Below are 14562 nucleotides of genomic sequence, written 5' to 3' on the forward strand. Positions count from 1 at the left end.
AGTTCGCTGCCGGAATGTCGGGTACAGGAAACGATTTAGTTGTCGGGTGATAGGAACAGTTTATATTACATGCCGCCGCATTTGATGCGGCTTTTTTATTTTAAGCGCCATATAGCTTAGGCAAATGCTGTGACAAACACCTAATTCTATGCGTATGTTGAGAAAAAGGAAGGGGTGGGGCAATTGAAATATGCAAGCAAATCTTTCAAGAGCAAATGGCAAAAGACCAAATGGCTGCTTAAGCACCGGAGATTGCGAAGGCGTATCCCCCGCACTATGCCGTTTAACAGAAAAAACTTGCGGAAAATGCTATCCGGTTATCCGACCGTCTATTTTAAGCCTACGGGAGGTACGGGTGGGTTTGGCATCATCCGGATCAAGAGAATGGCGAGAGGTTACCAAACGAAACACAATACCTTTAAATCGTCAAGTCCGACATTTGGTCATTTATACAAGAAACTGTCCCGGTTCTCGGGAAGGAAATCGTATCTGCTACAGCAGGGGATCCGACTTGCCAAAACGAAAGGTAAGCCGTTCGATATCCGAGTCATGGTTCAGAAGACAAATGAAGGAAAATGGATAAGTACGGCCATATGTACCAAAATAGGCAAGCCGGACAAGGTGGCGACGAATTATCACCAAGGAGGCAGGCTGGGCGCCCTTCACCAAACGCTGGCGGGAGCAGGGTACAAGCACGATTCGATTGTTCGTAAGAAAGCTGCAATGAAGCAGCTTGGCGTTGCTGTGGGTAAGAGCTTTGATCTGTATCGGAGAGGCTTCAGAGAGCTGGGGCTGGATGTGGCTCTCGATACCGAGGGGAAGCTATGGATTCTGGAAGTGAATACGAGGCCGGCCATTTATCCATGGAAATACTTAAAGGGAAAAAGGCTATATCGACGCATCCTGTCCGCTGCCAGACAATACGGCAGAGTCACATAGTTAAATCTCGTCCGTTACAACAGTGCTTCTATAGACGGATGGCGCTATCCCGATCCAACGCTTAAATTGGCGGCTGAAGTGGGCGCTTGTTTTATACCCGAGTATCATGGCTATATGGTCTATAGACAGTTCGGTCTGAAGCAATAGGCGCTGGGCCTCGCTTAACAAAATTTCCGACATATATTTGCGGGGGGCCTTCCCATAAACCTGTTGAAAGACGCGGTTCACCTGGGATGGACTCAATTTTAAGGATTCGGCTATGTCTTGGACGAATTTTCTTTCGTTGTCTTCCATTTGGCCGTGAAGCAGGCTGCTTCGGATCGAAGCCTCAATATTTTCAGCGATGCGGCCGGCCAGTACTTCCTTTTTCGTAAGCACGACATTGTCGGTTTGGGACAGCTGCTCCACAAGCGTTCCCAAAAGCTCAAACACGGCTGCGTACACCCTCATGCTTTTTGCGGCGGAAAGCGATCGACCTCTGTTTTCAGTCGCAAGATTACATAAGTCCGATAGGAAGGGAACCAATTCTTTGACAAGGGGAGAAGATGCTTCGTAGCAGACGGCATGACGGCGCTCCAGCTCCTTGGAGAAAGCAGGATCTGCGACGCTGAAATGCACACAAAAATAAGTGAAGCCCTGAGTGCCTGCCGATTTGCATGAATGAATGATTCCCGGACGTATGAAAAGCAGATCTCCCTTTTTTTGATCATAAATCTGACCCTCGACGATCATCTTCATGTCCCCTTCGATCACCCAATGAAGCTCGTACATCGGATGTTCATGGGATGGATAGGTCCACCGGGGACCCACATCGCGAACATGAAGCCCCATCAGATGAAAGGACATTCGAACATCGGGAAGCCTGCCTATTTCAACGATATCGGTGATCAATTCAGACATAGTATACGTCCCCCTTGTTTTTCACACTATTGTACACCCATTATACAGCGCTTTCAATCGGGTGGAAATGCTAGAAATGGGTAAATGTTTTAAGCGATTAGTGCATCGTCAGCTCCGCTGCAGTAGTGGTATGTTAGTATTATCACAGGCCAAAGGTAACAAATTATGTATCCACAAGGCGTCATCAGCATTTGCTGCTGGAAGAATGGATCCACGCAAAGAGGGGTGGCCGATCAGTTTAAGAGAGCGATCCGGATCACTACATTTTAGCTGGTATACTAGGGTAACTAGTCATCTCTTCTAATTTTGTAAGCGCTTTTTCGAGTGCTTGAAGGATGAATAGCCGCTCGTCGGGCTGGAGGAATCTAATGAGTATTCAGATTGACATTTCAAGAGACAAAAGAGGACTTATAAGGGATTTCGTTTACGAAACCCTGAAGAAAAACATCATGGAGCTGCGACTTGAACCGGGGCGGTTTATCTCGGAAAAAGAACTGGTCGAGATGCTCCAAGTGAGCAGGACGCCAATCCGTGAAGCATTGGTTAAACTTACTCAGGAGGAATTAATCGAAACCACTCCGCAGAAGGGCTCCATCATATCGCTAATCGATTTACAGCATGCGGAAGAATCCCGGTTTGTCAGAAAAACATTGGAATCGGCCGTTGTTCGAGAAGCATGCGAGCTGCTTGACAAGGAGCAGGTGCTTCATCTGCAAAATCTCATCTCGCTGCAAGAACTGTGCGAATCCGAACAGAATTATGGACGTCTGTTTGAGCTCGATGAAGAGTTTCACAAATCGATTATGATCGGCTGCGGCCGGGGCCGTACGTGGGGACTTATTCAACAAATGGCAACGCATGACAACCGCATCCGGATTCTACGGCTTGCTTCCGATTCCGACTGGAAAATCATACTTGCTCAGCATCATGGCATTGTTCGAGCTATCAAGGAGAAGGATCCCGACCAAGCGGATAAAATGATAAGAGATCATTTGGAACTGCTCTTGATTGAGAAAGAAAGTTTAAAGCAGAAGCACACCAAATTTTTCAAATAAAACAAAAGGAGTGAAAGACGAAGATCAAAGCAGCTGTTATCGGTACCAGCGGTATCATAAACTCACATTTGGAAGCGTATTCAAACTTGATACAGATGGCTTACTCGGAAGAGAAACCAGTGAAATGGAGGTTGTAATCTATGCAGGCAATGAACAGTAGTGTTGCTCTGGATAAGAAGGAGAGTGTTGGCATACGGCAGCAAAAAAAGAAGGGGTTGTTGTATTACATAAAACTTGATTATTTGCTTTACCTGATGCTGCTTATCCCGATTGCATATATAGTGACATTTAAATATGCACCTATGTATGGCATACAAATTGCTTTTAAGGATTACAACATTTTTCAGGGCGTGAACATGAGTCCGTGGAATAACTTTGAAACATTCAAGCAAATTTTTTCATCACCACAATTCTATCAGGTGGTTAGAAACACGTTGATGCTGAACTGTTTGGATTTGATTTTGGGATTTCCAGCGCCGATTGTTCTAGCCATTTTACTCAATGAACTGGTATGGAATAAGTTCAAGAAGATAAGCCAGACCATCTTGTATCTGCCGCATTTCCTTTCTTGGGTAATTATCGGTGGAATTGTTGCTCAGCTGCTCTCTCCCACAGGTATGTTAAATTCCTTAATTAGCGATATGGGCGGGCCATCGTTACCGTTCCTCACGAACAAATATGTATGGGTTGCAACTTATTCTTTAATTGGCGTATGGCAGAACGCAGGGTGGGGGACAATTCTGTATCTTGCCGCTATGACGGGAATTGACAAGCAATTGTATGAAGCTGCAGACGCAGATGGGGCAGGGAGATTCAGGAAGATATGGCATATTACACTGCCAGGTATCCGACCAACCATTGTAATTCTTCTGATCCTGCAGCTCGGAAATATTATGGCTATTAACTTCGACCGACCATTCAATATTCAAAACAACCTTGTGATGGATTTTGGTGACGTGATCAGCACCTATGTTTATCGTGTAGGCATTCAATCTGCGAACTTTTCAATCGGCGCAGCTGTCGGCCTGTTCCAATCTGTTATTTGCTTAATATTTTTGGTAACCTCTAATTTTATTTCCCGTAAATTAGGAGAAAACGGAATATGGTGAGGAGGTATGGACAATGTCACAAACTTTGAAGAATAGAGTTATAGACTATACAGCAGCATCAGTTGTTTTAATTTCGGTTTTTGTATGCCTGGTTCCTTTTCTCTATATTCTTTCCCAATCACTTAGCTCTAATGAGGCGATTATTTCCCAGGCTGTGACCATCTATCCCATAGACTTTAATATAGAAGCCTATAAAGTTGTATTCGGCGATGCGGGTATGTTGTACTCATTGTTCTACACGGTGCTTCTGACAGGTGTGTTCGTTCTCATTTCATTGACCGTTACCATATTGGCGGCGTACCCGCTGACCAAAAAAAGACTCAAAGGCAGAAATATTTTATTGTTAGTGATGCTGTTTACCATGTATTTTAGCGGCGGGTTAATTCCGGACTATCTGAATGTCAAGAGTCTGAACCTTTTGGACACGCCATTGGCACTGATTCTCCCGGGGATGATGAGCGTATACTACATGATCATATTGAAATCGTTCTTTCAGAGCTTGCCTGATAGTCTGGAGGAAGCTGCACACCTGGACGGATGCAACGAACTGCAGATTCTGCTTAAGATCGTACTGCCTCTTTCTAAGCCGGCACTTGCCACAGTCAGTTTACTATATGCCGTATTCCGGTGGAATTATTTCCAGGATGCTCTTTTCTACATTACGGACCAGAAATTTTATACGATACAGCTTAAGCTGTATAACGTAATCAATCTTTCGCAGCAAATGTCCGGCGAGAATCTCATTGTAAATCTGCCTTCAGAGGCATTGAAAGCGGCAAGTATTATGTTTGGTACAGTTCCGATTCTTCTCGTGTATCCGTGGCTCCAGAAATATTTTGTATCGGGCATTATGATTGGCGCCGTTAAAGGTTGATATGGGTTTGTGAAATGGACTATGGATCTGTTTCGCGAGTTTATATACGATTTTAAATTAAAAAAGGAGATGGGTTCTTTGAAGGTAAAGAAAGGAAGATCTATCTGTTTTTCTTTGGCAGGCCTACTAATTGCGTCTACATTGTCCGCTTGCACGAGCAATTCGTCAACCGGCACAAGCGCCACAAGCACCGCAAGTGCCACACAAGCTGCTGCTACAGCAGGCGCTAGCAAAGAACATCGAACATTAACAGTCGAAGTTTTCGACAGGGGTAAACCCGGACAGCCTGATTTGAATAATAACTACTGGACAAAGTATATTAACGATAATTTCGGTAAGCAGTTTAATGCCACAGTAAAATTTGTTTCCGTTCCCAGAGCGCAGGAAGTAGACAAGTTGAACGTATTGATGGCGGCTGGCCAGGCACCTGACATTACCTTCACGTACAACCAGGGTGTTGTCTATAATTATGTACAGCAGGGCGGCTTGGCAGAGCTTGATTCAGTTCTCAAGCAGTATGGACCTGTTCTCACAAAGTATCTTGGCGATGATGTGTTAAAGTATGGCAAATTTAATGGCAAACAGTATTCTGTACCAGGCAAGAGGACGGTTCTGGCAGGTTCTAATACTTTTATCCGCAAAGACTGGCTCGATAAATTGGGTCTTCCCGTTCCTACGACACCACAACAGTTCTATGATACCATGGTTGCTTTCAAAGAGAAGAATCCCGGAAATGTAAGCGGTGTCATTCCTTACGGTTATTCCCTGCAGCCTTTAAATCCCGGTTTAAGCTTAATACCGGAAGCCTTTAAACCATCTAACCTTACGGAAGAACAGTTTGCTACACTTCAGCCGCAATCCATCTGGTTGGCTAACTGGAGCATGCCGGGATTTGATAAAGCTGTGCAATATGTCAACAAGATGTATAATGCAGGCTTGATTAGCCCGAACTTCGCAACTGACAAGGATGGAAAACTGCTGGACGCAGATATTTCCAACGGAAAAGTCGGCGCATTCCAGACGAACTGGGATGGACCGTACCGAACAGCTCCCGGTACTTATACCAACCTGGTCAAAAATGTTCCTGGTGCTCAGCTTATTCCGATCGATCCATGGCAGAATGATGCAGGCAAACATCCTAAGAACGGGTACAGCCCGAATGGTATGTATATCATCATCCCTAAAACAAGTAAAAATGTTGATCTTGCCATCCAGTATCTCAACTGGATGAGTGACCCTAAGGTAACCCTCTTCCTCCAGAACGGTCAGGAAGGCGTGGACTACAACATGGTTAACGGAGTTCCTAAACAGACAGGTACGACAAATTCAGGCGATAAAATGATGACTGTTGCTAACAACCTTGACTATGATATCCTATCAAACGGTATCGAGCTTGGCGATCAGAAAAAGAATGATGCAGCCATTTCGACAGGTTATCCCGGTTATGAAAAGGATGCAGAGAACGCTTTGAAGGTAGGTATGGTGGACTATTATGCTAATTACTTCTACTCCATACCGAATGCGGCTGATGCCAAAAACAACGCAGCGCTCAAAAATCTTTCAGCACAAATGCTCGCAAAACTAATTGTTGCTAAACCTGCAGAAGTGGAAGGCCTGTACAAATCATTGGTTCAACAGTACATGGACCAGGGCGGAAAGGCCGTTGAAGACGAGTTTATCAAAAATTACAAGGCTCAGAATAACAAGTAAGAAGGTGATTGATCGCATAGAAACCGCTCCAAAAGGAGCGGTTTCTTTTTATATTTGCGGTGTGCATGTGAACTGAGTTTCGTGCTTGGATGTGATATGATAGTGTAGCAGTCCAACTTATACCATTTACAATCGAACAGGAGTGTCAGACATGAGTTCAATTTGCAATTATTGTAGTAAAAATGAAGCACTGAATAATCTCATGATCGAAATCGGCCAGTTACGTGTATCAACCTTGTATTTGTTTCGGGAGCAAACGTACCGGGGGCGCTGTATTGTCGCTCTGAACGAGCATGAAACGGAGTTTTTTCATCTGTCGCAGGACAAGCAGGATGCTTATATGCGCGATGTAGCCCAAGCGGCAGCAGCCATTGAAAAAGCGTTCCAGCCGGATAAAATTAACTACGGTGCTTTTGGCGATACGATGCCGCATGTCCATTTTCACATCGTACCGAAATATAAAGATGGCTATACGTGGGGGAAAATGTTTGAAATGAACCCATCTGCCAATCTTCTTTTAACTGAGGAACAATATGAGGCGCTCATTGACCAAATCAAGAGCCATCTCTAAAGGTTCGTAAAACGGAAACACGAGAGGTGTCACACGATGGAGCTTTTTCATTCTGAATTTGTCCGATCCTTAAGAGATGCCTCCTTTGACATGGAACAAGCTGGGGTTATTAGCGGGGAAGCACTGCAACACATATACGATCACAAACTGTTCAAGCTATTCCTGCCCGAAGAGGTCGACGGCACCATGACGGAACTGCCGCAGGCGCTCCGTATCTTTGAACAAGCCTCGTGGATCAATGGAAGCTTCGGTTGGGCCGTAACGATCGGCTCCGGCGGGAATTATTTCTATGCCTGCTTCCCGTCCTCCACGGCGGCCGATTTGTTCAAGCGAAAGGATGCCGTAATCGCTGGAAGCGGCCACCCATCCGGTACCGCCCGAAAAGTCGAGGGGGGCTATTTATTGAATGGTTCCTGGAACTATAACAGTGGATCGCTATATGCAACGATCTTTACCGCAACTTGTAAGGTTGATGACCCAGTAATCCAGCTGTGCAAGAGGTTCTTGCTTTCGTTCTTCAGCCGGATCAGGTAAGAGTGAAGGAAGATTGGGACGCTTTCGGCCTTAGGGCGACAGCGAGCCACACCACAACCGTATCGGATGCTTTCGTGCCGGAGCATCTGGCTTTCAATGTTTTTCACAGCACATTCCATGATCATCCGATCTATCGCTATCCGTTTCAGACGTTCGCCGAGGCTTCTTTCACCGCTGTTGCAATCGGGATAGGCAGGCATTTCTTAGCTGAAACGAAGCTATTGATAGACAGGTACAAGGAAACTTGGGATCGTTCGAACCCGGCACGTTCGCCGTTCCTTCAAGCCCAGTTAGAGGAGGCAACTCGCCGCTTACAGGAACAAAAGCTGCTCTTCTATAACACCATCGAAGATTCATGGGCTCGCCACCTTGCCGGCGAGAAGTTAACGGAAGAAGCGTGGAGCGACATCGGGGCGCAATGCAAAAAAGCTGCAAAGACCGCATACTCGTCAGCACAGCAGCTTTTCCCATACTTAGGCTTAGGCGCAACGATGCAGCATACGCTCATTAATCAAACATGGCGCGATTTGCAGACCGTTTGCCACCATTCCATCTTGGTGGATTATCCAGCGGTATTACTACATGAATAATAAGCTTACGTCGATCGTTAGCTAATGAGTAGGGGAGTAGTTCGCCGCACCGGCAACTGCTCCCTATTTCTATTACAGTAACGGGGAGGATTTCGTAACAATCTGTGGAATAAAGTGTAAACAAAGTAAGGGGCTTTCTCCCGTTACAATCACGTTCATAGGTGGAGGCTGAACATGAGGAAAACGTTATTTAACCGGCTGCTGCTTTCCTATATGCCCATTTTCATCATCGTGGTAACGTTTACATTTTTCGTCTTTTTCCAGATGCTAAGCGAACAGAGCCGCAAAGAGGCGCTTAACGCGAACAAAATGCTGTCCTTACAGGCCATGCGCCTGATCGACACCTCCCTGAAAGCGATTGACAACATGGTGATGATGGAAACGATTAACAATAAAGAATTGACTAATTTCTTCAATTATGATGCGAAAAATAACATTTCCATCAACATCAGCGCGGTAAAAGAAATGCGGGATATGATCTCCTCGTACCCCATGATTGATTCGATTTATTTGGTGCGTTATGAAGACAATTTCGTGCTCAGCAATGCGACCAGCGACCAGCTTAGTAACTATAAGGACGAACCGTTCATTAGACGGTCCATGGATCCGCTTGTATCCAAGCAATGGTCGGGTGTAAGAAGCTTTGAGCAGTTTTCTGTGAAAGGCAGCAAGCCCGTCGTCAGTCTAGTGCGGGGAGCGCCATTCATTACTGGTGAGAAAGGGATGATCGTCGTCAATGTGGCGACCGATTCTTTGCAGAACAGTATCGCCGACCTCTACGATTCGGATACAAGCTATATCGGGATTCGGGACTCTGCGGGTCATAATCTGTTTAGCGGCTTAAGTCAAGCAGAGGAAACAAAGATATTCTCCAATTATGTCTCGAGCTATACCGGCTGGACTTATCAAAGCGGACTTGTTAACAGCAAGGTGTTTCATGTCATCTCCTCACTCTATAATGTATGGTTTATCATCGGAATCGCGATGATTCTGGTTGGATTGGTATGGATGCTGTACGTAACCAGACGCAACTCGAAGCCGCTGGAACAGATTGTGGCGCGCATCCGCGGATACCGGCTTCCAACATCGAAAGAGGGGGCAGATGAATTCTCGTTCATCGAATCGGCGCTGTCCAATATTATTGAACAATCGAATCAATACCAACAGAAGCATGAAGAGGACAGGCATCTTCGCACGAAATATTTGTTTCATCAGCTTATCGAAGGTGACACGGGTTTAACGCATGACGAATGGATGGAAGAAACAAGCAGCTTGCAGCTGCCGTACGCTTCAGACAGACAGATCGTTCTGGTCATTGAATTGGACAAATATAGCGACTTTTGTTGTCAATACTCACGCAAAGATCAGAATCTGCTTAAATTCGCACTGCGCAGCGTTATTCAGGAGCTTGCTCCGAACTATGAGCTCGTGCTATGGACGGAGTGGACTTCAGCCTATCAGCTCAGCGTGATGGCATTCGTCGATAGCGGGGATGAAGCCAGCATTTCCACGATACTTGAGCTTTTCGAAAACGTTCGGATGTGGGCTCAGGATAATCTAAAGTTTACGGTTACGGTTGGCATCGGTGAACAGGTCGCAGAGCTTTCCAGCGTTGCAAATTCGTATAAAGAAGCGCTTCGGGCGCTTAAATATAAAATTGTGCTGGGCGAAAACAGGCTGATTACCGGCGAACATATCGCCAATCATGGTCAAGCCGAGGTGTTTTCGCACCTGAATACAATCCGTTCCATTATTCAATCGTTCAGACTTCTCGAGGATGACTGGCAGACGAAATTTGAGGAGCTTTTTAGTGAAATGAAGCTTTGGCTCTTGACCAAAGATGAAATTAAGAACCTGATGAATTATTTCATTTATTATTTGGGACGCGAAATGGCCGGTATGGCCAAAGAGATTCAAGAAATATGGGCGCGGGACGGCTTACCCAAGCTTAGCAAAGTCATCGATGACAGCCATTCTCTGGACCAAATGCGGGAAGAATCTCTAATCGTGTTGAACGGTCTATATACAGGCTTGCTGGAAGCGCAGGACAAACGGCTGCACGCAGCTACCATCCGTGACATGCGGAAATTCATCGAGGAGGAATACGCCAATCCGAACATGTCGCTCGACTATCTGAGTTCGACCTTTAACATTAATAGCAAATATGTAAGCAAGCTGTTTAAGGAAGAGACCGGACAGAAGTTCGTGGATTTCCTGATTGATATCCGTATGCAGGTTGCGCGGCGACTTCTCAGCGAATCGCTGGCTTCAATGCAAGAGGTTGCGGAGCAGGTCGGATATACAAGCGCGATTTCATTCAGCCGGGTGTTTAAGAAAGTGGTTGGATGCTCGCCAAGCGAATTTCGTGAAGAAGCGGCTCGCAGACAGATCGGGTGAATTTGGTTAAGCCGTAGAAAATAGTTTGCTGAACCTGTTTACACAGCAATTGTATCCTGCTTATTTAGCGGCAGCTCCGGGGAATTACCGGAGCTGCGCGCTTTTTCAAGCCATGCGAAAATGGTTAAGGCCACGATTCTTGTTTCTTGCAGCGGCCTTATTCCGCATACTACGATGAAATTGTGAAAGCGCAATCACTAACAAACACGAAAGGAGAAGGAGCATATGTCAAGCATGCAAAAGGAAATAAGTGCATCCGTACCTCTCGCGCACAGCAAATCCTCCTTAAGCGTCGTTGGGAAAAAGATGAAGCGTCACTGGCAGTTATATCTGGTTGTATGTTTGCCGCTGCTGTATTTGATTATTTTCAAGTATATTCCTATGGCTGGTGTCGTCATTGCTTTCAAAGACTACAACGTCATCAAAGGCATTTGGGGCAGCCCGTGGGTCGGTTTGAAATATTTCGAACAATTTTTCGAGTCGCCGAATTTTTGGATGTACATGAAGAACACGCTGGGCATCAGTCTGTATGGTCTGCTTGTCGGCTTTCCGGCTCCGATCTTGCTGGCACTCGCTTTGAATGAAATACGCAACGGGTTCTTCAAAAGCAGCGTTCAGATGATTACTTACGCGCCTTACTTTATTTCGACGGTCATCATGGTGTCTATTCTCATCGTCACCTTGTCGCCGAACGTTGGCATTATCAGCAAGTTTCTGCAGATGCTCGGCGTGGACAACACCAACTTCATGGGCATTCCCAGCTTGTTCAAATCGATCTATGTCTGGTCGGATGTATGGCAATATACAGGTTATGGAGCCATTATTTACATTGCCGCTTTATCCGGAGTTAATCCTGAACTGTACGAATCCGCAAAAGTAGACGGCTCATCCCGCATGCAGAAAATTATTCATATCGATATTCCCAGCCTCATTCCGGTTTCCGTCATCCTGCTTATCTTGAATCTGGGGAACATTATGAAGCTTGGCTTCGAGAAAATTTATTTGATGCAAAATCCTCTCAATGTCAGTACGTCGGAAGTTATTTCAACCTATGTATACAAGGTGGGGCTGCTCAGCTCCAGCTTCAGCTTCTCGGCTGCCATCGGTTTCTTCAATTCGGTCGTCAATCTGATCCTGCTGGTGAGTGTCAACTACATCGCCAGAAAGCTGTCCAGTTCAAGCTTGTGGTAGCAGCTTGCGCCCGAGACTGCAGGAAGGAGGCATTTATATGATTAAATCATCAAGAATTCGCGAAACGCAGGGCGATCGGCTCTTTTTGATGGGGATATACACGTTTCTGTCGGCGGTTCTGATTGCCGTCCTGTTTCCGCTCATTTTCATCGTTTCCTCATCGTTTAGCTCGCCGCAAGCGGTCGTTTCCGGCAAAGTATGGCTGTTTCCCGTCGATGTAACGCTTGAAGGCTACAAAGCGGTGTTCCGCAACCCGCAAATCGTAACCGGTTACACGAACTCGCTTATTTATGCGGTAGCAGGAACGATAATTAACGTCGCTTTAACCGTCATGCTTGCCTATCCAATCGCCAAAAAAACATTCTACGGCCGCAATTTCATTATGGTGCTTCTTGTCATTACGATGATGTTCGAGGGAGGGCTTATCCCGTTCTATCTCGTGGTCAAAAACCTGCATTTACTCGACACGCGTTGGGCCATGATTTTGCCGGGAGCTATGGCAGTGTTTCAAGTTATTGTTGCCCGCACTTTTTTTCAAACGACGATTCCCGACGAGATTGCGGAAGCGGCTGAGCTTGACGGCTGCAGCGACATCCGATTCATGACGAGTGTCGTGCTGCCGCTCTCCAAGCCGATTCTGGCTGTGCTGACATTGATGTATGCCGTCGGTCATTGGAACGCCTACTTCGATGCGTTGATTTTTCTGAAATCACCGAACTTGTTCCCTCTGCAGATCGTGCTGCGCAACATTCTTATTCTGAATACCATAGATCCGACCATGGTGTCCAAAGTCGACCAGATGCTGGCTCAACAAGGCTTGAAGGATCTGCTCAAGTATTCGCTTATCGTGGTTGCAAGCGCGCCCGTCTTAATCATTTATCCATTCGTACAGAAGCATTTCGTGAAAGGTGTCATGATCGGTTCATTGAAAGGGTAAAAGGACTTGTTTCGATAAAAAGGGAGGAGTCGTTATGATGACAAATTGGAAAAAATCATACACCGGCACGATGGGGGTCGCACTTTGCTTTTCGCTCGTCTTGAGCGCCTGCAGTACGGATTCGGGCTCTTCCACAGAGAGCACGCCTTCAGGAGCCGCGCCGGCCGCAAGCGATGTATTCACACCGGTGGGCCAATTTCCGATTGTTAAGAAGCCGATGACCATCAAGATGTTTGCACCGCAGCTCGCCAGCATCGAGAATATGGAAACCAACTCTTTCACGAAATATTTGCAGGAGAAAACGAATATCCAAATCAAATGGGACCTTGTACCCGACAAAGCGTTAAACGACCGCAAGCAGCTGATGCTGGCAAGCGGCGATTATCCGGAAGTGATTCTGCAAGGGGCATTAACCAAAGACGAGCAGATGAAATACGGCAAGCAAGGCGTATTCATTCCGCTGAACAATTTGATTGAGCAATATGCTCCTAATTTCAAGAAAGCGATGGCTGATCTGCCGTACTTGAAAAGCTCCATCACCTCACCGGACGGCAACATCTATGCACTGCCTCAAGTGAATGAGTGCTACCACTGTAATTACGCTCAAAAGCTGTGGATTAACCAGGCTTGGCTTGATAAGCTCGGACTGAAAATGCCGGCGACAACGGATGAGTTCTATGAAGTGCTCAAAGCATTTAAGGAGAAAGATCCGAACGGGAATGGGAAAAAGGACGAAATTCCGCTTACCGGCTCCGACGACATGTGGGCCGGAAACATTGCATCCTTCTTGATGAATGCGTTCATCATCGACGATCAGATTGATAAAGACAGCGGGACTTTCCTTCAGTTAAAGGACGGCAAAGTGGATCTGGTTGCGAATAAGGCAGAATGGAAGCAAGGGCTGCTCTACCTGAACAAACTATATAAGGAAGGTTTGATTGATCCGGCTTCATTTACGCAAAATTCCGATGCGATTCAGCAGCTGGGTAACCGCCAGGACGCGAATGTGATGGGCGGAATCACGACGGCCTTGATCAGCTATGCGCATTCACCGGACGAGAAGCATCCGCGCCATAAAGAATATGTTACCGTACCTCCGCTCAAAGGACCGAACGGTGTACAGCAAGCCGGCTATTTCGCCGGAATTGGCAGCTCGCAGATGGCGATTACGAATAAGGCGACCGCAGACCAGCAAATTGCTGCTATTCGAATGGCAGATTACTTGTATACAGAAGAAGCAATCGTACTTGAAGAGCGCGGTCCCGAAGGCAAAGGATGGCGCAAAGCGAAGGACGGCGAGCTGGATATGAACGGCAAGCCGGCGAAATATGCGATCATTCCGCAAGCCGAAACCAAGACGACGCACAACGATGGTTGGGAGCAGATCGGCCCGTCTCTCCGCACATTCCAATATCGCGATTCGTGGGCAGCCTTGCAGGATCCGCTCGCTGAAGGCGCATACGAAGTTCGTTTGAAGCGTGAGTCCGCGAAATATGAACCGTACCAATCGAAGGTGATGTATCCGCCCAGCGTGTTCATTGCATTGGAAGATGCGGAAATTGCGGCACAGTTGAAAACGACGATCCGCGATTACATCAAGTCCAACATGGCGCAGTTCATTACGGGAAGCAAAGACATCGAGAAAGAATGGGACAGTTATGTAAAAGGGTTTGATGGCCTGCAGGTTAACAAATATATAGAAATTTATCAGAAGGCAGTTGCCAAAAAGTAAACCGGATAAGGAAGGATGAAGCC

The 14562-nt window shown here is 46.3% G+C and carries 13 protein-coding genes; 12 read left to right on the plus strand and 1 reads right to left on the minus strand.

Annotation, left to right across the window (positions count from 1 at the left end; translation table 11 throughout):
• Positions 1-174 precede the first annotated feature (174 nt).
• Entirely contained in the window at positions 175-939 is a 765-nt protein-coding gene (locus tag PUT07_RS15620; RefSeq protein WP_274469089.1) for a YheC/YheD family protein, read from the plus strand.
• Here the strand turns inward: PUT07_RS15620 and PUT07_RS15625 are convergent, their stop codons facing one another.
• Positions 940-1839 (minus strand): AraC family transcriptional regulator, encoded by a 900-nt coding sequence (locus PUT07_RS15625; protein WP_274469090.1) that lies wholly within the window; start codon positions 1837-1839, stop codon positions 940-942.
• A gap of 368 nt (positions 1840-2207) precedes the next feature.
• On the opposite strand from PUT07_RS15625, the gene PUT07_RS15630 reads away from it, so the two are divergent.
• The 11 genes from PUT07_RS15630 to PUT07_RS15680 all read left to right on the plus strand — a co-directional run bounded on the left by PUT07_RS15630 (position 2208) and on the right by PUT07_RS15680 (position 14539).
• Positions 2208-2894, plus strand: coding sequence for a GntR family transcriptional regulator (locus tag PUT07_RS15630; protein WP_274469092.1), 687 nt, complete (start codon positions 2208-2210; stop codon positions 2892-2894).
• 140 nt (positions 2895-3034) lie between these two features.
• Positions 3035-4003, plus strand: a complete 969-nt coding sequence (locus PUT07_RS15635; RefSeq protein ID WP_274469093.1) for an ABC transporter permease — start codon at positions 3035-3037, stop codon at positions 4001-4003.
• Positions 4004-4016: 13 nt separating this feature from the next.
• The gene (locus tag PUT07_RS15640; RefSeq protein WP_274469095.1) at positions 4017-4877 is read left to right on the plus strand and encodes a carbohydrate ABC transporter permease; all 861 of its coding nucleotides are present in this window, start codon (positions 4017-4019) and stop codon (positions 4875-4877) included.
• A 78-nt stretch (positions 4878-4955) separates the two neighbouring features.
• On the plus strand, positions 4956-6587 hold the full coding sequence (locus PUT07_RS15645) for an extracellular solute-binding protein (protein WP_274469096.1): 1632 nt from the start codon (positions 4956-4958) through the stop codon (positions 6585-6587).
• A 151-nt stretch (positions 6588-6738) separates the two neighbouring features.
• Complete coding sequence (locus tag PUT07_RS15650) at positions 6739-7158, plus strand: HIT family protein (RefSeq protein ID WP_274469097.1); 420 nt, start codon at positions 6739-6741, stop codon at positions 7156-7158.
• A 90-nt stretch (positions 7159-7248) separates the two neighbouring features.
• Positions 7249-7692, plus strand: coding sequence for a hypothetical protein (locus PUT07_RS15655; RefSeq protein WP_274469098.1), 444 nt, complete (start codon positions 7249-7251; stop codon positions 7690-7692).
• A gap of 2 nt (positions 7693-7694) precedes the next feature.
• Positions 7695-8282 carry a hypothetical protein gene (locus PUT07_RS15660; protein WP_274469099.1) on the plus strand — a complete coding sequence of 196 codons (588 nt, stop codon included), beginning with the start codon at positions 7695-7697 and terminating at the stop codon, positions 8280-8282.
• Positions 8283-8456: 174 nt separating this feature from the next.
• Positions 8457-10679: a helix-turn-helix domain-containing protein gene (locus tag PUT07_RS15665; protein ID WP_274469100.1), complete on the plus strand. Its 2223-nt coding sequence runs from the start codon at positions 8457-8459 to the stop codon at positions 10677-10679.
• Positions 10680-10985: 306 nt separating this feature from the next.
• The gene (locus PUT07_RS15670) at positions 10986-11870 is read left to right on the plus strand and encodes an ABC transporter permease (RefSeq protein WP_379239805.1); all 885 of its coding nucleotides are present in this window, start codon (positions 10986-10988) and stop codon (positions 11868-11870) included.
• Positions 11871-11907: 37 nt separating this feature from the next.
• On the plus strand, positions 11908-12807 hold the full coding sequence (locus PUT07_RS15675) for a carbohydrate ABC transporter permease (protein WP_274469102.1): 900 nt from the start codon (positions 11908-11910) through the stop codon (positions 12805-12807).
• Between the two features lie 34 nt (positions 12808-12841).
• Positions 12842-14539, plus strand: a complete 1698-nt coding sequence (locus PUT07_RS15680) for an ABC transporter substrate-binding protein (RefSeq protein ID WP_274469103.1) — start codon at positions 12842-12844, stop codon at positions 14537-14539.
• The last annotated feature ends 23 nt before the right edge of the window (positions 14540-14562 follow it).

Source organism: Paenibacillus sp. MAHUQ-63 (assembly GCF_028765165.1).
GTDB lineage: Bacteria > Bacillota > Bacilli > Paenibacillales > NBRC-103111 > Paenibacillus_E.

Bases quoted from the DNA above. Each gene is read 5' to 3' on its own strand.
- PUT07_RS15680 (WP_274469103.1), top strand. From the start codon at position 12,842: ATGATGACAAATTGGAAAAAATCATACACCGGCACGATGGGGGTCGCA.
- PUT07_RS15650 (WP_274469097.1), top strand. From the start codon at position 6,739: ATGAGTTCAATTTGCAATTATTGTAGTAAAAATGAAGCACTGAATAAT.
- PUT07_RS15630 (WP_274469092.1), top strand. From the start codon at position 2,208: ATGAGTATTCAGATTGACATTTCAAGAGACAAAAGAGGACTTATAAGG.
- PUT07_RS15665 (WP_274469100.1), top strand. From the start codon at position 8,457: ATGAGGAAAACGTTATTTAACCGGCTGCTGCTTTCCTATATGCCCATT.
- PUT07_RS15670 (WP_379239805.1), top strand. From the start codon at position 10,986: ATGAAGCGTCACTGGCAGTTATATCTGGTTGTATGTTTGCCGCTGCTG.
- PUT07_RS15640 (WP_274469095.1), top strand. From the start codon at position 4,017: ATGTCACAAACTTTGAAGAATAGAGTTATAGACTATACAGCAGCATCA.
- PUT07_RS15675 (WP_274469102.1), top strand. From the start codon at position 11,908: ATGATTAAATCATCAAGAATTCGCGAAACGCAGGGCGATCGGCTCTTT.
- PUT07_RS15635 (WP_274469093.1), top strand. From the start codon at position 3,035: ATGCAGGCAATGAACAGTAGTGTTGCTCTGGATAAGAAGGAGAGTGTT.
- PUT07_RS15655 (WP_274469098.1), top strand. From the start codon at position 7,249: ATGGAACAAGCTGGGGTTATTAGCGGGGAAGCACTGCAACACATATAC.
- PUT07_RS15625 (WP_274469090.1), bottom strand. From the start codon at position 1,839: ATGTCTGAATTGATCACCGATATCGTTGAAATAGGCAGGCTTCCCGAT.